The 17,853-nt window shown below is 63.0% G+C and carries 17 protein-coding genes; 13 read left to right on the forward strand and 4 right to left on the reverse strand.

Going from position 1 to position 17,853, the window contains the following annotated elements:
• Positions 1–105 precede the first annotated feature (105 nt).
• From AC5P7R_RS19950 to AC5P7R_RS20000, 11 genes are all read left to right on the forward strand, one after another.
• A complete protein-coding gene (locus AC5P7R_RS19950) occupies positions 106–1,974 on the forward strand; it encodes a copper resistance system multicopper oxidase (protein WP_012480217.1) in 1,869 nt (622 codons plus the stop codon).
• Positions 1,971–3,239, forward strand: a complete 1,269-nt coding sequence (locus AC5P7R_RS19955) for a copper-binding protein CopB (RefSeq protein ID WP_005413421.1) — start codon at positions 1,971–1,973, stop codon at positions 3,237–3,239. The genes AC5P7R_RS19950 and AC5P7R_RS19955 overlap by 4 nt, the downstream gene beginning before the upstream one ends.
• Positions 3,240–3,251: 12 nt before the next feature.
• Positions 3,252–4,022, forward strand: a complete 771-nt coding sequence (locus tag AC5P7R_RS19960) for a c-type cytochrome (protein WP_005413420.1) — start codon at positions 3,252–3,254, stop codon at positions 4,020–4,022.
• Positions 4,006–4,551, forward strand: coding sequence for a nuclear transport factor 2 family protein (locus AC5P7R_RS19965; RefSeq protein ID WP_223224792.1), 546 nt, complete (start codon positions 4,006–4,008; stop codon positions 4,549–4,551). The genes AC5P7R_RS19960 and AC5P7R_RS19965 overlap by 17 nt, the downstream gene beginning before the upstream one ends.
• 14 nt (positions 4,552–4,565) lie before the next feature.
• Positions 4,566–5,090, forward strand: a complete 525-nt coding sequence (locus AC5P7R_RS19970; RefSeq protein ID WP_012480214.1) for a DUF411 domain-containing protein — start codon at positions 4,566–4,568, stop codon at positions 5,088–5,090.
• A 70-nt stretch (positions 5,091–5,160) separates the two neighbouring features.
• Entirely contained in the window at positions 5,161–5,511 is a 351-nt protein-coding gene (locus AC5P7R_RS19975) for a four-helix bundle copper-binding protein (RefSeq protein WP_012480213.1), read from the forward strand.
• A gap of 178 nt (positions 5,512–5,689) precedes the next feature.
• On the forward strand, positions 5,690–6,073 hold the full coding sequence (gene copC, locus AC5P7R_RS19980; protein WP_005413416.1) for a copper homeostasis periplasmic binding protein CopC: 384 nt from the start codon (positions 5,690–5,692) through the stop codon (positions 6,071–6,073).
• A gap of 10 nt (positions 6,074–6,083) precedes the next feature.
• The gene (gene copD, locus AC5P7R_RS19985; RefSeq protein ID WP_017354978.1) at positions 6,084–7,013 is read left to right on the forward strand and encodes a copper homeostasis membrane protein CopD; all 930 of its coding nucleotides are present in this window, start codon (positions 6,084–6,086) and stop codon (positions 7,011–7,013) included.
• 247 nt (positions 7,014–7,260) lie between these two features.
• Entirely contained in the window at positions 7,261–9,396 is a 2,136-nt protein-coding gene (locus tag AC5P7R_RS19990; RefSeq protein ID WP_024957401.1) for a copper-transporting P-type ATPase, read from the forward strand.
• Between the two features lie 28 nt (positions 9,397–9,424).
• Positions 9,425–9,700, forward strand: coding sequence for a hypothetical protein (locus AC5P7R_RS19995; protein ID WP_005413412.1), 276 nt, complete (start codon positions 9,425–9,427; stop codon positions 9,698–9,700).
• A gap of 74 nt (positions 9,701–9,774) precedes the next feature.
• A complete protein-coding gene (locus AC5P7R_RS20000; RefSeq protein WP_031269107.1) occupies positions 9,775–10,326 on the forward strand; it encodes a DUF305 domain-containing protein in 552 nt (183 codons plus the stop codon).
• Between the two features lie 29 nt (positions 10,327–10,355).
• Here the strand turns inward: AC5P7R_RS20000 and AC5P7R_RS20005 are convergent, their stop codons facing one another.
• Positions 10,356–10,562: an arginase family protein gene (locus tag AC5P7R_RS20005; RefSeq protein WP_005413410.1), complete on the reverse strand. Its 207-nt coding sequence runs from the start codon at positions 10,560–10,562 to the stop codon at positions 10,356–10,358.
• Here AC5P7R_RS20005 and AC5P7R_RS20010 point away from each other — a divergent pair.
• Together AC5P7R_RS20010 and AC5P7R_RS20015 are read left to right on the forward strand one after the other, a co-directional pair.
• A complete protein-coding gene (locus AC5P7R_RS20010; RefSeq protein ID WP_229298439.1) occupies positions 10,480–10,920 on the forward strand; it encodes a TonB-dependent receptor in 441 nt (146 codons plus the stop codon). The genes AC5P7R_RS20005 and AC5P7R_RS20010 overlap by 83 nt on opposite strands.
• 26 nt (positions 10,921–10,946) lie before the next feature.
• Positions 10,947–11,777 carry a DUF4198 domain-containing protein gene (locus tag AC5P7R_RS20015; RefSeq protein WP_005413408.1) on the forward strand — a complete coding sequence of 277 codons (831 nt, stop codon included), beginning with the start codon at positions 10,947–10,949 and terminating at the stop codon, positions 11,775–11,777.
• A gap of 104 nt (positions 11,778–11,881) precedes the next feature.
• Here the strand turns inward: AC5P7R_RS20015 and AC5P7R_RS20020 are convergent, their stop codons facing one another.
• Genes AC5P7R_RS20020 through AC5P7R_RS20030 form a run of 3 tightly spaced genes read right to left on the reverse strand, consistent with a single transcriptional unit; the run spans position 11,882 to position 17,834 of the window.
• A complete protein-coding gene (locus AC5P7R_RS20020; RefSeq protein ID WP_005413407.1) occupies positions 11,882–15,022 on the reverse strand; it encodes an efflux RND transporter permease subunit in 3,141 nt (1,046 codons plus the stop codon).
• Positions 15,019–16,533 carry an efflux RND transporter periplasmic adaptor subunit gene (locus tag AC5P7R_RS20025; RefSeq protein ID WP_005413406.1) on the reverse strand — a complete coding sequence of 505 codons (1,515 nt, stop codon included), beginning with the start codon at positions 16,531–16,533 and terminating at the stop codon, positions 15,019–15,021. The genes AC5P7R_RS20020 and AC5P7R_RS20025 overlap by 4 nt, the downstream gene beginning before the upstream one ends.
• Positions 16,530–17,834, reverse strand: a complete 1,305-nt coding sequence (locus AC5P7R_RS20030) for a TolC family protein (protein WP_170935783.1) — start codon at positions 17,832–17,834, stop codon at positions 16,530–16,532. The genes AC5P7R_RS20025 and AC5P7R_RS20030 overlap by 4 nt, the downstream gene beginning before the upstream one ends.
• Positions 17,835–17,853: the final 19 nt, after the last annotated feature.

A 17,853-nucleotide genomic window follows, 5' to 3' on the forward strand; every position in this document is an offset into this window, starting at 1 on the left:
AGGCGCCGCAATGGCGCCGTTGGTGTGGCTTGCATGCCTGTTTAGGCCAGCCGCCCGCTCTGTACCACCGCCCGCCGGTGGCAACACGACGCTTGGAGCATTTTCATGTCGCATGATGATTTTCGTGGTCCACGCGGTGGACCGCTGCTGCCTTCGCGGCGGCGATTTGTCCAAGGCTTGGCCTTGGGAGGCGCAGTCGCAGGATTAGGTTTCTGGCCCAAAGCCAGTTGGGCGCTCAAGGGGCCGGGACAACCCAACGTACTATCGGGCACTGAGTTTGACCTGACCATTGGCGAGACGCCGATGAACTTCACCGGCAAGACCCGCACCGCGATCACGGTCAACGGGTCCGTTCCGGCGCCGTTGCTGCGGTGGCGGGAAGGCACCACGGTCAACTTGCGCGTCTCTAATGCATTGCCCGCTAACTCCATCCATGGCGCGGACACCTCCATCCATTGGCACGGCATCATTTTGCCGGCCAACATGGACGGCGTGCCGGGTCTGAGCTTTGACGGTATCGGACGTGGTGAGACCTACCACTACCGGTTCACCCTGCATCAGGGCGGAACCTACTGGTACCACAGCCACTCAGGGTTCCAGGAACAAGCCGGGCTCTATGGCCCGATCGTCATCGACCCATTGGAGCCGGAGCCCTTCAGTTTCGATCGCGACTACGTCGTGATGCTGAGCGATTGGACAGACCTGGACCCGACGGCCCTGTTCGATCGTTTGAAGAAGATGCCGGGCCATGACAATTACTACAAGCGCACGGTCGGCGATTTTGCGCGCGATGTGAAGCGCAACGGCCTGTCGGCCACGTTGGAAGATCGCAAGATGTGGGGCGTGATGCGGATGACGCCCACGGACCTGTCCGACGTCAACGCCAACACCTACACCTACCTGATGAACGGCACGACCTCACTGGGCAACTGGACCGGTTTGTTCCGCAGTGGCGAGAAGGTGCGCCTGCGTTTCATCAATGGCTCTGCCATGACGTACTTCGATGTGCGTATTCCGGGGCTGAAGATGACCGTGGTGGCGGCAGATGGCTTGTATGTCCATCCGGTTTCCGTCGACGAGTTCCGCATCGCGGTAGCAGAAACCTTCGATGTGATCGTGGAGCCCTCCGGGCAGGACGCATTCACCATCTTTGCCCAAGACTCCGGTCGCACCGGCTACATCAGCGGCACGCTCGCTGTGCGCGAAGGATTACGCGCGCCCGTTCCGTCTGTGGATCCCCGGCCGCTGCTGACGATGGCAGACATGGGCATGGATCATGGGTCGATGGATATGTCTGGCGGCAGCAAGGGCATGGAAGGCGGCTGTGGTGCGGCCATGGGCATGCCTGGCATGACCCCACCTGTCAGCGGTAACGCGACCTCGGCCCATGCAGGCCATGCGATGCCCGCCGCCGGCGATGGTGCCATGGCAGGCATGCAGCACGGGGGCATGCAATCACACCCTGCTAGCGAGACCAACAATCCCCTGTTGGACAACCAAGCCATGAGTGTGAGTTCGCGCTTGGATGATCCGGGCAATGGCCTGCGCGATAACGGCCGTCATGTGCTGACGTATTCCATGCTCAAGAGCACCTTTGAAGACCCTGACGGACGCGACCCCGGTCGCGAGATCGAGCTGCATCTGACCGGACACATGGAGAAATTCTCCTGGGGCTTCAACGGTCAGAAGTTTTCCGATGTCGAGCCGCTGCGGCTGAACTACGGCGAGCGTATGCGCATCGTATTGGTTAACGACACGATGATGACCCATCCCATCCATTTGCACGGCATGTGGAGTGACGTGGAGGACGACAACGGCAACTTCATGGTGCGCAAGCACACGGTGGATATGCCGCCAGGTAGCCGACGCACGTATCGCGTGCGTGCCGATGCGTTGGGCAGCTGGGCGTTCCATTGCCACCTGCTTTATCACATGGAAGCCGGAATGATGCGCACGGTGAGGGTCGACGAATGAACATCAATAGACGCGATACCACCCTGACTGCGCTGACGGCTATCTCGCTGGCCCTGGCCAATGCGGCCAGCGCCCAATCTATGCAGCACGGCTCCATGCAGATGGAGCAGGGCGCGCAGACCCAGACTCAGGATCACTCTGCACATCAGGCACCGACATCAAAACCTGCGCCAGCCCAAAAGCCTGCAACACCGGCCAAGACGAGCGAAGCGACGATCGATCATGCGGCGATGGGCCACGCCGAGCCGCAGGCTAACGCAGCCGAGCCTGCCATGCAGGGCATGGACCATTCGCAGATGGGGCACGGCTCGCCCGCGAGCACACCTGCGGCGCCCACAGCGCAGGCGCAGTCGATGCAGGGCATGGATCACAGTCAGATGGCACAGCCCGCTGCAGCCGACACCTCCGGCACGGCCACGCCTGCGATGCAGGGGATGGACCATTCGCAGATGGGCCATGATTCGCCCGCGCCCGCTACACCAGAAGCGGGAATGCAATCGATGGAGGGCATGGACCACAGTCAGATGGGACACGGGCCTGCAGCGCCAACGCAGCCGCGCACCCCGATTCCCGCGGTGACGGACGCGGATCGCAAGGCGGCCATCGCGCCGGAACACGCGCATCCGGTGCATGACAACTCGATCAAGAGCTACGTGCTGCTCAATCGCCTGGAAACCTGGGATGCCGATCCGGGCACCGGGCTGGGCTGGGAGGGCCAGGGCTGGATCGGTACGGACCTCAATCGCGTCTGGCTCCGCAGTGAAGGCGAACGCACGGATGGTCAGACCGAGTCGGCTGATCTGGAAGTGCTTTACGGCCGCAGTATCTCCACGTGGTGGGATGTGGTGGCCGGTGTGCGTCATGACTTCAAGCCTGGGGCATCGCAGAACTTCGCCGCTATCGGTGTACAGGGCTTGGCGCCGATGAAGTTCGAAGTGTCCGCCACAGCCTATCTCGGCGAAGGGGGCCAGACTGCCGCCAATGTCGAGGCCGAGTACGAATTGCTGCTAACCAACCGGCTGATCTTGCAGCCGCTGGTGGAAGTCACCGCCTATGGCAAGAACGATCCATTGCGCGGGATAGGTTCGGGTCTGAGTGCCGCTGAGGCGGGGCTACGACTTCGCTATGAGTTCACCCGAAAGTTCGCTCCCTACATCGGCGTGGTGTACGAGCGCGCGTTTGGCAATACCGCAGACATGCGACGCGAGCATGGCGAGTCCTTTGAAGACACGCGCTTGGTCATCGGCCTTCGTACCTGGTTCTAAGGGGAACTGACAATGAAATCCAACAAAAAGATGTGGGTATGGCTCGGTGCCGGCGTGGCATTGGTTGCGGTGGTCGCAACCGCCACGCTCTCTCTGGGCGTGTACAACGTGGCCGCCGACGATCCGCATAGTCGCCCGGTGTATGCGCTACTTGAAACGGCGCGCGAGCGTTCCATTGAGGTGCGCGCCGCCAAGCTTCAGCTACCCACGAACCTTGATGATCCTGAGCGTATCCGCCAGGGTGCGGGCAACTACAACGCCATGTGCGTGACCTGCCATCTTTCACCAGACGCGGCGGCCACCGAGATGAGCAAGGGCCTGTACCCCGCGCCACCGAACCTAAGCAAACAGCCGGTCGCTCCAGCTGAGGCGTTCTGGGTGATCAAGCACGGCATCAAGGCCAGCGGCATGCCCGCTTGGGGCGGCAGCATGGACGATGAGTTCATATGGAACATGTCGGCCTTCCTGCAGAAGTTGCCCACGCTGGACGCGACTGCGTACAAGGAACTTGTCGACAGCAGCGAGGGCCATTCGCATGGCGGCGGCGAGACGCAAGGCCACCATGACGACGAAAAGGCCGAGGATCACCCTGCCTTATTCGAGCCGGGCAACAACTCCATGCCGCATGCGCACCCGCCGGGCGTGGACGACGATCACCACGGCCCGACACCCAGCGACACGGAAGTCGGGTTGGTGAGCCACGGCCATCCCGACGGCAAGGTGGAGTCGCACCCTGCACCACACACGCCCGTGGCCGATGACGGCCATGCGCACCCCCATTGATCTTCTTGGAGCCCACGCAATGAACGCAACAGCAATCTCGTTCACCCTCGCACTGGCACTGGCCGTCGTGTCCCCCGCAATGGCGCAGGCGACACAGCCGCACGCACATCACCCCGCTGCCGCGGCATCTGCGGACGTCGACGTCCCAGTCACTGCAGAGGCCGCGGTCGCCGTAGCGGAGCGTTTCAACAGGGCCCTGTCTAGCGGCGATCTGGCCACGGTCGAAGCCCTGCTCGCTGCCGACGTTCTCATCCTCGAGTCCGGGGGCGCCGAACGCAGCCGCGAGGAATACATGGGCCATCACGCAGTCAGCGATGCGGCGTTCCTCAAGGGCGCCCATCGCCAGCTGCTCCGTCAGCGCGCACGAGCCGCTGGCGAGTTCGCGTGGGTCGGAACCGAAAGCGAGTTGCATGCCCAGAAGGACGGCCAGCCACTGACCGTCCAGAGCGACGAGACGATGGTGCTGAAGGAGACCGCGGACGGCTGGCGGATCGTCCACATCCACTGGTCCTCGCGGACCAAGCGCTGAGTCGAGAGATTGAAATGACTACGCTCACATTGCACCGTCTGACTTTTGTGGTCCTTGCCGTGGCTGGTCTGGGTGCTTGCACCCAGGATGCTTCATCCGCGCAACCCACAACCTCGCCCTCCGCACAGGTTGTCGTCCAATCAGCCGACGCGACTCCAGCAGCCCTGCCACGCATGACCGTCCACAAGACCCCGACCTGCGGGTGCTGCGGTGTCTGGATCGACCACGTGCAGAAGGCGGGATTCACCGTGGATGTGCACGACATGGATGACCTGGGTCTGGTCAAGGAGCGGTTGGGTGTCCCCTATGCAAAGGGCTCCTGCCACACGGCCGAGATCGGCGGATACGTCATCGAAGGCCACGTTCCGGCCGCGGACATCAAGCGTCTCCTCGAAGAAAAGCCGAACGCACGCGGCCTGGTCCTCCCAGGGATGCCGCTTGGTTCTCCGGGCATGGAGGTCCCGGAGGGACGCCAGCAGCCGTTCACGGTCGAGCTGATACATCGCGACGGAACCACTGAACCGTTCGCACAGCACTGATCCGTCGCAGCAACAGGGGACGGTGTTGCGGGCGCGCCGATTCTCGCCCGCGAGGAAGAAGGAGAACTACATGACTCACCATTCCGCAGCACACCGGCCCCAGGCCATGAACGAGTGCATCGACAACTGCACGCAATGCCATGCGATCTGCCTGGAGACCATCAACTACTGCCTGACCAAAGGAGGTGTTCACGCGGCCCCGGAGCACATCGCCCTGTTGGCGACGTGTGCCGATACCTGCGCAACCAGTGCCGACGCGATGCTGCGCGGTGCCAGCGTTCACGACGTGGTTTGCGGTGCCTGCGCGGAGATCTGCCGCCAGTGCGCCGATGCATGCGACGCCATGAACGACCCTGAGATGACGCGCTGCGCCGAAGTTTGTCGCCGCTGCGCGGAAAGCTGCAGCGCCATGGCAGCGTAATGCGTCGAGGATCCCGCCTGAGCCGGTGGGATCCTCGTCTCGCGAAAGCGGAAGTATCAAGAAAATCCGACAAATCGTGGTTTCAGTGACAGTCCGACATCTAACGCTTGTCGCATCGAACACAGCGCGGCCCCTCCCGAACGGGCTTTGCATCACATTCCAATGAGGATTTATCCATATGAAGTCGTCCAACGTCATTCGCTCCTTCGCGCTCGTCCTCGCAATCGCGGCCGGGCAGTTTTCGCTGCAGGTCGCGCACGCCCACGCCGCGCTGCAGCAGTCCACACCGGCGGCAAATGCGGTGGTGGCCTCGCCAGGCCAGATCGATCTCGTGTTCAACGAGACATTGATTCCGCGGGCGTCGCGTCTCAAGTTGCTCATGAAGCACGGCAGTTCCACCATGCCGATCGAGAATTTCACGACCGAGATCGTCAACAACGGCAAGACCCTGCGTGCCAAGTTGCCTGGACCGCTGGCTCCGGGCGTCTATACCGTGGAATACCGCGCCGTCGGTGGTGACAACCACCCCATGCCGGGCAGCTTCAGCTTCACGGTGCGCTGAGGAGTCGCGAATGTTCGACCTGTCGGCTTATGCACTGAGATTCTTGGAATACCTTGTCATCATGGTTCTTTTCGGGGTTCCACTCTTCGGTTGGTACGGGTCGCGTCGATCGGCACTCGCCGACGCCTTGGCCGGGTGGTCACTCATGGGCGTTCTATTGGCGGGTGCCGTAGCCGGTCTCGTGCTCACCGGGCTCGATGTCGTCTTCAAGACCGCGGGCATCATGGGAATGCCGCTTGCCGAGGTTGATCGCGCATCGCTTGGCTGGTATCTGCTCGAGACGTCCGCGGGCCGGGCAGCCATGGCGAGAGGCGCGCTGCTGGTCGCCCTGATGTTCGTGCTCGGATGGCATCGTCGCCGCGGGAAGGTGGAGACCGCCTTCCCGCTGGGGGCGATGCTGGCGGGCGGCGCACTCGCTTCGCTGGCATGGAACGGCCACGCCGCCGCTGGCGAGGGCTTGGCAGGCGCGGTCCGGCTTGCTGCAGGCATCGTCCATCTTCTCGCGGCAGGCGGCTGGATCGCAGCGGTCCTGATGTTCCTTGCCATGCTGCTGCGCGGCAAAGAGACGAACGGCAGCGGGCGTCTGCGATCAACGCATGACTTTCTGCATGGTTTTTCGACGCTGGGAACGATCTTCGTTGGTGCGCTCATCGTGTCCGGCATCGCGCACTACGGGGATCTCACCGCGTGGTCGTTTTCGGCCCTGTTCCAGAGCACCTACGGGAAGTTGCTGCTTTTCAAACTGGCCCTGTTCGCTGGAATGCTGGGTTTGGGAGCGCTGCACCGATGGACGCTGGTGCCGCGCTTGGAACGAGCGCTGACCAGCGGAGATCCCGCGCAGGAGGTGCGGGCTTTGCGGCAGAGTGTTACGGCTGAGGCCGCGCTGGCCATCTTGATCCTGATTGTTGTTTCAGTGCTCGGGACGCTCAGCCCCGAATAGCTGTGTAACCCGCAATGGCACACTGCCTTGGCAGTCCATCCCCACTAAAGCGAGCATCGGCATGAACTCACCGTCGTCCCATGACCATCACCATTCTGCAGGCGCAGCCCCTGTCGAGGCTGCGGATGGACGGGTCATCACCAATCCCGTCCGCTATACGGACGATGCTCCCCAGCAAGTTGAAGTGACCGCCCCAGCAGCGGTGGCCCAACCCAGCGGTACCCACGCCACGGTCTACACCTGCCCGATGCATCCGCAGATTCGTCAGCCAGGTCCCGGCACCTGTCCGATCTGCGGCATGGCGCTGGAGCCGGAGATGCCCTCGCTGGAGGAGGACGACAATCCAGAGTTACGCGATTTCACCCGAAGGTTCTGGTGGACGTTGCCTTTGACGTTGATCGTCCTGGTCTTGGCCATGCTGGGACACCGTCTGCCCGGCTTGTCCACGCAGGCGCGCACCTGGATTGAGCTCGTGCTGAGCGCCCCGGTGGTGCTCTGGGCGGGGTGGCCTTTCTTTGAGCGCTGCCTACAGTCCATCGGCAATCGCAGCCCCAACATGTGGACGCTGATCGGCATCGGCGTGGCCGCCGCGTTTGGCTACAGCGTGGTGGCCACCGTGGCACCGGACCTGTTTCCGGACTCTTTCCGCGAGCATGGACGGGTAGGGGTCTACTTCGAGGCGGCAGCGGTCATCGTCTCGCTCACCCTGCTCGGACAGCTGCTGGAACTGCGGGCGCGTTCCAAAACCTCGGCGGCCATCAAGTCCCTGCTGGGATTGGCGCCCAAGACGGCTCGCCGCGTCAAACCCGATGGGGGCGAAGAGGACGTTGCGCTGGATCACGTGCACGTGGGTGATCTGCTTCGCGTACGACCGGGCGAGAAGGTGCCGGTCGATGGGGAAGTCATCGAAGGCCGCGCCAGTGTCGATGAGTCGATGCTGACCGGTGAACCCATTCCGGTGGAGAAGGCTGTCGGTGATCACGTTATAGGCGCCACGCTCAACGGGACGGGCGCCTTAGTCATCCGGGCGGACAAAGTCGGATCCGGGACGGTACTGGCGCAGATTGTGCAGTTGGTAGCCCAAGCCCAGCGCTCCCGCGCGCCGATGCAGCGTATGGCGGACAAGGTGGCGTACTGGTTTGTCCTGGCCGTGCTGGCCACGGCGGTGCTCACGTTCTTCGGATGGGGTCTGTTTGGACCCGAACCGTCCTGGACCTTTGCCGTCCTCAATGCCGTATCGGTTCTGATCATTGCTTGCCCGTGTGCCTTGGGTTTGGCTACCCCCATGTCGATCATGGTCGCCACTGGCCGCGCTGCGCAGGTCGGGGTCCTGTTCCGCGATGCTCAGGCGATCGAGCAGCTACGTCTGATCGACACGTTGATCGTGGACAAGACCGGTACGTTGACCGAGGGGCGTCCAGCCTTTCGCGACACGCTCTCCAACGCCGGCTTCGACGCCGATCAGATCCTTTGTTTGGCCGGCAGCTTGGAGCAGGGCAGTGAGCACCCCTTGGCCGAGGCCATCGTGGCTGAAGCCCAGCGACGTGGCTTGAACCTGGTGGCCGCCCAAGATTTTGATTCGCTCACCGGCCAAGGCGTCCGCGGGCGCGTGTCCGATCAGGATGTCGTGCTCGGCAACCAAAGCCTGATGGCGTCGGTTGGCGCCGATGTAGCACCTTTGCAAAGCAGCGCCGAGCGTCTTCGGAAAGAAGGCGCTAGCGTGATGTTCCTGGCGGTCAATGGTCGGTTGGCCGGCGCCATTGCGGTGGCTGATCCCATCAAAGCCACGACCTTGCCTGCCTTGAACCTGCTACGTGCCGATGGCCTGCACGTGGTGATGGCCTCCGGTGACGCACAGGCGACGGCCGAGGCCGTGGGGCGCACGCTGGGCATCGAGGATGTGCGTGGTGGCGTCAAGCCGCAGGACAAGGCCGACCTGGTCCAGCAACTCAAAGCCCAGGGTCGTCGCGTGGCCATGGCTGGCGATGGCATCAACGATGCGCCGGCCCTGGCGGCAGCCGATGTGGGCATCGCGATGGGGACGGGCACGGATGTGGCCATGTCCAGCGCCCAGCTCACCCTGGTCAAGGGTGATTTGAGGCGCATCGTGCAAGCCCGTGCCATCTCGTCTTTGACGGTGGCCAATATGAAGCAGAACCTGGGCTTCGCCTTCGTCTACAACGCCATCGGCGTGCCTATCGCCGCCGGCTTGCTGTATCCCAGCTTCGGCCTTTTGCTCAGTCCGATGATGGCGGCCCTGGCCATGAGCCTGAGCTCGGTTTCGGTGGTCACCAATGCCCTGCGTTTGTCCGGCTCCACCGTTGTTGCCACCCCCCACCCTGACCGCGCCGATGAGCCTGCGCGCGGCCATTCCTGTCACTGATGGCTCATATCCCACAAGGAGTACTGCAATGAAGCGTTATGCCTCCCTCTCGATGATGGCCTTATTCCTGATGGCGGGCGCGGCCTTCGCCGGCGGCCAGACCACCACGCCCACCACCGACCACGGTCAGCACAAGCCGGCGGCGGCCGATGCCGATTTCACCAAGCTCGATGCCAACAAGGACGGCTCGCTGTCCAAGGAAGAACTGGCCAAGCACAAGCTGGCGCCGCACTTTGGCATGCTCGATAGCAACAAAGATGGCAAGCTGAGCCCGCAGGAATTCGCTGCCGGCAAGGGTATGTAAGTGTTCTCAGCCCGGGAGCTGTTCCAACAGTTCGCGGGTTCTTCCGCCGTTCTGCCATTCCCACGGAGATTGTTATGTCCTCTTCGCACGGTACGCACGAAAACGCGCAAGACCCGCAGTCCCAGCACGCAAAACCGCACGCCTCACACCAACCTGCCCACCAGGCACAACAAGGGCATCAAGGCCATTACGGCCGCCTGTTGTTGATGATGGGCCTGTCTTTCGTGGCCATGTACGCATTGATGTACGCAATGGTCGATCAGTGGGCTAACGTCTATAACAACGTGAACCAGTTCTACATGGCGGGCCTGATGGCCGCTCCCATGCTGCTGATCGAGCTGTGGCTAATGTCCAGCATGTACCCCGATCGCCGACGCAATCTGATTCTGGCTGGTCTGACGGTGGCGTTCATGCTGTTCTGCTGGTGGGGCATTCGCACTCAAGCAGCGGTCACTGACAAACAGTTCATCCGTTCGATGATTCCCCACCACGCTGGCGCCATCCTGATGTGTGAGGAGAATCGTCTGAAGGATCCTGAGTTGGTGAAGCTCTGCCAGGACATTATTACCTCGCAGACACAGGAGATCGCGCAAATGAAGCAGTTGCTGGCTGAGCGTTCCCATTAGCTCACTGCCTTTTGCCAGCCGATATCACTTCACTGAGCCTGCGCACTGACCATTCGGTGGATCAAACGCGCGGCCACACGTGCGGTGGCTTGATCCGGATCCAGGGGCGGACACAGTTCCGCCACGTCGACCACACGTACCTTGCCCGAGGCCATGACCAGATCCAGCAGGGCTTCCAGGACCTCCAGACTCACCCCGCGTGGGTTGGGGGCGCTCACGCCCGGGGCCACCACCATTGAGTACGCCGGCAAGATCACCAGCGGCTTGGGTAGCTACACCCAGTGGCGTGGCTTGGGCTCACTGCGTATGGGCAAGAACCGTTGGACCGGCGTCTATTCGGCGCAGTACATCGGCAGCGCGGACGACATCATCGCCGTGCCCGACACGATCGGCTCGCATGTGTCCAGCGTGGTGTACCACAGCCTGCAACTGAGCTACGGCATCAAGAAGAAGTGGGATATCTCCGCCGGCGTTGAAAAAGTGCTCGATAAGAAGGCGCCGTTCGTGAAGAACAACCCCAACACCGACACCGACACCATGACGTACGACTTGCTGGGTCGTCGCTGGAATGTCCGCTTTGGTTACCACTGGTAAGCCACGATCACGAGGAGCTACACATCATGAGAAACACGCAACTATCCGCCACACTACTGCTGTTCGCTGTGGCCGGCAGTGCCGGTGCGCACGACCTGTTTGTCGCTTTCTCCAAGCCTGGCACCGCAGCGGGCGAGGCGAACACAGCGTTGGTGAACAATGGCACCTTCGATGAAAGTGCAGGTGCAGTCACCCGAGCGCGTCTACAGGACGTTTCGCTGAGTCAGGGCGGCGCTAAGGCTGCACCGGACTTGGCCAGTTGGAAAGAGGTCGGCAAGCAGAGCCAGCTCACCGTGCATCCGGCGGGCGAGGGCACCTATCTGCTGGGGGTCTCGACGATGGCCTCCACCAGCACGCGTACGGCCAGCGAGTTCGGCAAGTACCTGGAGTTGGAAGACTTGCCCGATACCCTGGCCACCTATGATGCGAGCAAGTTTCCCAAAGGGGTCACCTATAGCTATACCAAGCATGCTCGTACCATTGGACAGGTGGGCACAAAACTGACCGACGATTTCGCTGCCTCGCTGGGCTATCCGCTGGAGATCCGCTTGGCCCGCAATCCTGGAAGCGTGAAGGTCGGCGAACAGCTGTCGTTCCAGGTGCTGCAGCAGGGCACGCCAGTGCCCAACCTACGCGTGTACGTCGGTCATCGTGCTGACGCACCGGTCAAGGGTGGGCACGGTAGCGCTACGCTCCTGCGCACCGATGCCCAAGGCCAAGCCAGTTTCCAGGTGACCACCGCCAAGACCTGGTACATCCACACCAATCACATTGTGCCCTCTACACAAAAGGGTTTGGATTTTGTGTCGGATCGGGCGTCGCTGAGCTTTGAGATTTCCCCGCACGCCGGGCACTGATAAGTAAGCATGTAGGCGGTACTCTCCCCTTTGACGCCAGTCATGACTTCTTCCATGACTGGCGTCTTTTTGTGGGGACTTACCTCAAGTGCTCAGTCTGTCTCTCATTGGTCGCCCCGCGCCGCGCGCAATCCACGTCGCCGCACTAGATAGAACGCTGCGGGAATCACCACCATAGAGAGCACCGGTGCGGTGAGCATGCCACCCAGCATCGGCGCGGCGATACGTTGCATGACCTCCGAGCCGGCACCGGCACCGACGAAAAGCGGAAACAACCCGGCTAGGATGACGGCTACCGTCATCGCCTTCGGGCGCACCCGTTGCACGGCGCCTTCGTAGATAGCCTCTTGCAGGGTAGACACATCTTCCGGCGCACCGCTGGCCAAGCGCTGCTCCCAGGCATGACGCAGGTACAGCAGCATGATGACGCCGAACTCAGCCGCAACGCCGCCCAGGGCGATGAATCCGATCATGCTGGCCACCGAAATCGCATGGCCCAGCCCCCAGATCAACCAGAAACCGCCCACCAACGCCAAGGGCAAGCTGAGCAGGATGATGGATACATCGCTAAGCCGGCGAAACACCATCCAGATGACCAGGAAGATGATCGCCAACGCCGCGGGCACCACCCATTGCAGGCGTGCCAAAGCCCGTTGCAGATACTCGTACTGCCCCGACCACGCCAGACCATAGCCGGCAGGCAAACTCACCTGGGTCTGCACCGCGGCTTGCAGGTCCTGGACCACCGATCCCAAGTCGCGATCGGCCACATCCACGTAGATGTAGCCCACCAACCGGCCGTTATCGCTCTTGAGCATCGGCGGGCCTGGGCTGATTGACAGCTCCGCCACCTGGCTCAAGGTCAGTTGCACACCGCCTGGCGCGATCAGCGGCAGATCCTGCAAGGCCTGCAACGAGTCACGCTGGCCACGGGGGTAGCGCAAGACGATGGGATAGCGTTCGCGCCCCTCGATCGTTTCCCCGATTGGATCACCGCCAACGACCGTGGCAATCAGTTGCTGGAGTTGGCCTTGAGTGAATCCGTAACGTGCAGCGATTTCCGGGCGCACCTGTACATCGACATAGCGCCCACCCGTGACGCGTTCGGCCAGTGCCGAACTCACGCCGGGCACAGTCTTGGCCACCTGCTCGATCTGCTGGCTCAGGCGCTCGATCTGCTCCACATCGGGTCCGGAGACCTTGATCCCAATCGGGCTCTTGATGCCGGTGGCCAACATATCGATGCGATTGCGAATGGGCGGGACCCATAGGTTGGTCAGACCGGGAATCTTGACCGCTGCGTCCAACTCCTGGCGTAGCTTCTGGGGGGTCATGCCCGGGCGCCATTGATCCCGCGGCTTGAAGGTCACGGTGGTCTCAAACATTTCGATCGGTGCCGGATCGGTCGCACTTTCGGCACGGCCCGCCTTGCCGAACACGTGCTCAACCTCCGGTACGGTCTTGATCATCCGGCCCGAGAGCTGGAGCAACTGACGGGCCTTGTCGGCGGACAGGCCGGGCAGGGCCGTGGGCATGTACAACAGGCTGCCTTCTTCCAAGGGCGGCATGAACTCACTGCCCAACCGGCTAAAGGGGATCAAGGTGAGCACTAGCAGCAGGCCGCTGAGCAGCAAGGTGACACCGGGATGTTTGAGGACCCACAGCAGGATGGGCCGATAGCCAGCGATCAGGATGCGATTGATGGGGTTCTGCTGTTCCGGGCGGATGCGGCCGCGGATCAGGTAGCCCATCAAGACGGGGATCAAGGTCACCGACAACCCTGCTGCGGCGGCCATCGCGTAGGTCTTGGTGTAGGCCAGAGGCGAGAACAATCGCCCTTCCTGCGCCTGCAGGGCAAAAACCGGCACGAAAGACAGGGTGATGACCAGCAAGCTGGCGAACAGGGCCGGTCCGACCTCGGCCGCCGAGCGGGCCATCAGCTGCCAGCGCTCCTCACCCTGAGGTTCCCGGCCGTGCGCCTCCCGCCAGTGCTCCAGATGCTTGTGTGCATTTTCGATCATCACCACCGCTGCATCGACCATCGCACCAATGGCGATGGCGATGCCGCCTAATGACAGCAAGTTGGCGGAGATCCCCTGGGCGTGCATCACGATGAAGGCCGCCAGGATACCCAAAGGCAGGGTGATGACGGCCACCAACGCCGAGCGTAGGTGCCACAGGAACAGCAGGCATACCAGCGCTACGACCAGAAACTCTTCGCCAAGCTTGTGGGTGAGGTTGCGTACCGCATCCTGGATCAGCTCGGAGCGGTCGTACACCGGCACCACTTCCACGCCCTCGGGCAAGCTGGATTGCAACGCCTGCAGTCGCGCTTTGACGTTCCGAATGGCCCCCAAGGCATCCTTGCCGGTCCGCAGGACGATCACGCCGCCGGCCACCTCACCTTGACCATCCAACTCTGCGATACCACGACGGAAGACCGGCCCGCGACTGATCGTGGCCACCTCGCCGAGCAGGACGGGGATGCCGTCGTTGCCGGTTACCGGCACCTGTTCGAACGCCTCCTGTGTGCGCAGGTAGCCTTCGCTGCGCACCATCAGTTCGGCTTCGCCTTGTTCGATCACCGAGCCCCCGGTAGCGCCGTTGGCCGCATCCACCGCCTCGATGAGCTCGGCCACCGTCAGTCCACGGGCCGCCAACGCCTGCGGATCGGGCTGGATCTGCCAGGCGCGCACCGCACCGCCCACACTGGCTACTTCAGCCACGTCCGGCACGGTTTTTAGCTCATAACGAAGAAACCAGTCCTGCAACGCACGCAGCTGCCCCACATCACGTTGACCTGTTCGATCCACCAAGGCGTACTGGTAGATCCAGCCCAGTCCTGTCGCATCAGGACCCAGCGCCGGATTCACATTCGGCGGAAGTCGATCGCGTACCTGGCTCAAGTACTCGAGCACTCGAGAGCGCGCCCAGTAAAGATCAGTGGCATCGTCAAACAGGATGTAGACGAATGAATCACCGAAGAAGGAGAAGCCGCGTACCGCCTTCACGCCCGGCACGGACAACATCGTGGTGGCCAACGGGTAGGTGACCTGGTCTTCGATGATGCGCGGGGTTTGCCCCGCCCATTGCGTGCGGATGATGACCTGGGTATCGGACAGGTCCGGCAGCGCATCCAGCGGCGTGTTCTTTACCGACCAGATACCGACCACCGCCAGCAGCGCGGCGGCAACCAGCACCAGCACGCGATTGGCGATGCAAGCATGGATCAGGCGCGCGATCATGGTGTGCCCTCCATCGCTTCGGACATGACCTCGCTTGCCTGGCAATCAGCGGCTGCGGCGGGGCCGAACTTGGGTACCAACTGCATATCCATGAACGGTGACTTGCCCGGCTTGTCGAAATGCTTCTCCGGCACCATCGGGTCATACCAGTACTGCACCGGGCAGCGCGGCGGCGTAGAGGTGGAGGTGTCTGGCGCGACAGGCGCCGGCTGTCTGGACGGTGACGGCACGACAGTGCGTGGTTCGTGCCCGGCGTCATGGCGCTCGTGCACACCTGATGCGCTGGCAGGGCGTGTCGGTTGTGCAGCACCCAGGCGCTCCAACGCACCGGAGAGACTGGCTTCGGAGTCGAGCAAGAACTGACCCGAGACGACCACGCGTTCACCACCGGCCAAGCCTGCCACGATCTGCGTGCGCCCTTGCACGCTACGTCCCACACTCACCCGCACTGGCCGGAAGCTCCCGTCCGGATCCTGCACGATGACCCGGCTGTCCCGCCCGGTGGCGATCAGCGCCTCCGTGGGAACGACTGGCAGGGCCTGCTCGGCGTCGGGCTGCACCAGAACCTCGGCGAACATGCCCGGCACCAGCCGACGCTGCGGGTTGCGCAGCACAATTCGCGCCCGCTGCGTGCGACTAGCCATGTCGACCTGGGGAAGCAACGCCTGGATCTGTCCGGCAAAGCGCTCTGCCGGCCAGGCACTGACCGTGGCCTGCACTGAGGTCCCCGGCCGCAAGGTGCCCAGCGCTGCCTGGGGTACCGAGGCCTCCAGCCACAACGTGTCCAGCCCATTGATCTTGAACAGTGGCGTACCGGGCATCACCGTCTGTCCCTCGCGTGCCAGGATCTCGGTCACGACACCACTGTGGTCTGCGCTAAGCACGACGCCACTTCTGGCCGAGGCGCCAGAAGGAACACCCAACGAACGCAACCGTTGTTGCGCCGCACCCTGCAGCTCACGCGCGCCCGCGGACTGAGCTTGGCTCAGGGCATGTGCTTCGGCGATGGCCGCGTTCCATGCCGGGGCCTGCACGGTGGCCAGCGTTTGACCACGACGAACCTCGGTAAACGGCGCCTTTACCTGCACGTGGGTGATCAAGCCTTCCATGCGCGCACTGATCACGCTTTCCTGGGTCAGATCCCACGTCAGTGTGCCCGGCACGCGTACGGCAGTCCCTAGTAACTCTACCGTCACTTCCTGAGTGCGTATGCCCACGTTCTGCTGCAGGCGCGGATCGATCTGCGTTCCGCCCCCTATGGCCTCATCTGCGTATTTGGGCAGCAACTCCATATCCATGAACGGAGATTTGCCCGGCTTGTCGAATCGCTGCTCCGGCGCCATGGGGTCGTACCAGTACAGCACCTTGCGTGCTTGATCTGCGACGCTCGTGCCGGGGGGCGGGGTGGTATCAGAGGTTCGAGTCATCCAGGCGTAGCCGCCGGCAAAGCCGAGCGCCAGCAACCCGAGGGCCACGGCGAGCTGTGTGAGACGCGTCTTGGTCGGGCTCATGGCGTGTTCTCCTCATGGGGTAGCAGATAGGCCAGTGCCGCCCAGGCACGGCCCTGTTCGCCCAGCAGACGGGCGTTCTCCAGGTGCAATTCGATCTCATCGCGCCGCGCTTCCAGCCACGGCTGCAGGTCGGCACCGGCGCCGTAGGCGGCCAACGCCGTGCGTGCACGATCGCGCGCCAAAGGCAGGCTCTGCGTGTTCTGGCGCTCCAACTGGCCGGTTAACCCGCGCCATCGCGCTATCGCGCGTTGCACCGACTCGGCTTGGATGCGCCGGGCCTCATCGCGCTCTGCGGACACCGCCTCCAGCTCGGCCCGCCGTGCCGCGATGCCTCGTGCTTGGCGGTTCTTCTGGAACAGCGGCAGGCCCACACCCACTTCCACCATGAGCATGTCGCTGCGCGCCATGCCGTCGGGTGCGCGCTCGCGACGTCCGTAGGTGAGCTCCACACTCCAATCCGGGCGGGTTTCGGCCACGGCCGCATCCACCTGGGCCTGGGCTAAGCTCTCGCGTGCCTCCCAGCCCAGTAGTGGCGTGTGTTGGTCCAGTTTGGCCAGCAGTTGGGTGGGCTCCAATGGCAACTGCGAAAAATCCGGTGCCGCACCACTGGCCAAGATCGCCTCTGGTGCAATACCCAACCACCGCGCCAGGCCGGCCTGCGCGGCGGCGTGCTCCGCATGTACCTGCTCCAGGCGATTGTCCAACTGCAGTAGGGCGGCCTGGGCGGCAAGCACATCACTGGCCCCGGCCGTGCCGCCTGCCAAGCGAGCACGCGCCGCACGCTCGGCTATACGGGCCGGCTCGCGCAGACCTTCCAACGCATCTACGGCTTGCTGCGTACTCCACAGCTCGATCCAGGCCAGCGCGGCCGCTTGGGCCACCATCTGCTGTTCGGCCATCGACAGTGAGCGCGCTTGCGCCAGCGTCGCTTGCGCCAAGGCGTGCTCGGCACGTCGTTTCGCACGCGCAGGAAACTCCTGCATCAGACCGATTTGCTGGGTGGTCATCTCATCGGCCCGCAAGCTGAAGGCATCGGGTCCGCTGACGGGCCAGTTCGCCAGCCCCACGATCAAACGTGGGTCGGGAAGCGCGCCAGCACGCGCGGCTTCTTCGGTACTGGCATCGATCTGCGATCGGCGCACCTGCAGGGTTGGGGCGTTAGCAAGCGCCCGTTGTAGGGCTTCTGTGTAGCTGATCGGGATAGCGGGCGATGCCGCCAGCACAGGACCACTGAGCGCCAGGGCAAACACGAACCCACACGCCATCTTGCGCCTTGCACGCAAGAAGAAAGACATCTCCATAAGACCTCCGGGAAACGAC

It is taken from the genome of Stenotrophomonas sp. YJH_SMC_27, assembly GCF_059369815.1.

Coding starts and splice junctions, on each gene's coding strand:
- AC5P7R_RS19990 (WP_024957401.1), top strand. CDS start 7,261: ATGCATCCGCAGATTCGTCAGCCAGGTCCCGGCACCTGTCCGATCTGC.
- AC5P7R_RS19955 (WP_005413421.1), top strand. CDS start 1,971: ATGAACATCAATAGACGCGATACCACCCTGACTGCGCTGACGGCTATC.
- AC5P7R_RS20025 (WP_005413406.1), bottom strand. CDS start 16,533: ATGAGCCCGACCAAGACGCGTCTCACACAGCTCGCCGTGGCCCTCGGG.
- copC (WP_005413416.1), top strand. CDS start 5,690: ATGAAGTCGTCCAACGTCATTCGCTCCTTCGCGCTCGTCCTCGCAATC.
- AC5P7R_RS19970 (WP_012480214.1), top strand. CDS start 4,566: ATGACTACGCTCACATTGCACCGTCTGACTTTTGTGGTCCTTGCCGTG.
- AC5P7R_RS20015 (WP_005413408.1), top strand. CDS start 10,947: ATGAGAAACACGCAACTATCCGCCACACTACTGCTGTTCGCTGTGGCC.
- AC5P7R_RS20010 (WP_229298439.1), top strand. CDS start 10,480: ATGACCAGATCCAGCAGGGCTTCCAGGACCTCCAGACTCACCCCGCGT.
- AC5P7R_RS19975 (WP_012480213.1), top strand. CDS start 5,161: ATGACTCACCATTCCGCAGCACACCGGCCCCAGGCCATGAACGAGTGC.
- AC5P7R_RS19950 (WP_012480217.1), top strand. CDS start 106: ATGTCGCATGATGATTTTCGTGGTCCACGCGGTGGACCGCTGCTGCCT.
- AC5P7R_RS20000 (WP_031269107.1), top strand. CDS start 9,775: ATGTCCTCTTCGCACGGTACGCACGAAAACGCGCAAGACCCGCAGTCC.
- AC5P7R_RS20030 (WP_170935783.1), bottom strand. CDS start 17,834: ATGGAGATGTCTTTCTTCTTGCGTGCAAGGCGCAAGATGGCGTGTGGG.
- AC5P7R_RS19960 (WP_005413420.1), top strand. CDS start 3,252: ATGAAATCCAACAAAAAGATGTGGGTATGGCTCGGTGCCGGCGTGGCA.
- AC5P7R_RS20005 (WP_005413410.1), bottom strand. CDS start 10,562: ATGGTGGTGGCCCCGGGCGTGAGCGCCCCCAACCCACGCGGGGTGAGT.
- copD (WP_017354978.1), top strand. CDS start 6,084: ATGTTCGACCTGTCGGCTTATGCACTGAGATTCTTGGAATACCTTGTC.
- AC5P7R_RS20020 (WP_005413407.1), bottom strand. CDS start 15,022: ATGATCGCGCGCCTGATCCATGCTTGCATCGCCAATCGCGTGCTGGTG.
- AC5P7R_RS19995 (WP_005413412.1), top strand. CDS start 9,425: ATGAAGCGTTATGCCTCCCTCTCGATGATGGCCTTATTCCTGATGGCG.
- AC5P7R_RS19965 (WP_223224792.1), top strand. CDS start 4,006: ATGCGCACCCCCATTGATCTTCTTGGAGCCCACGCAATGAACGCAACA.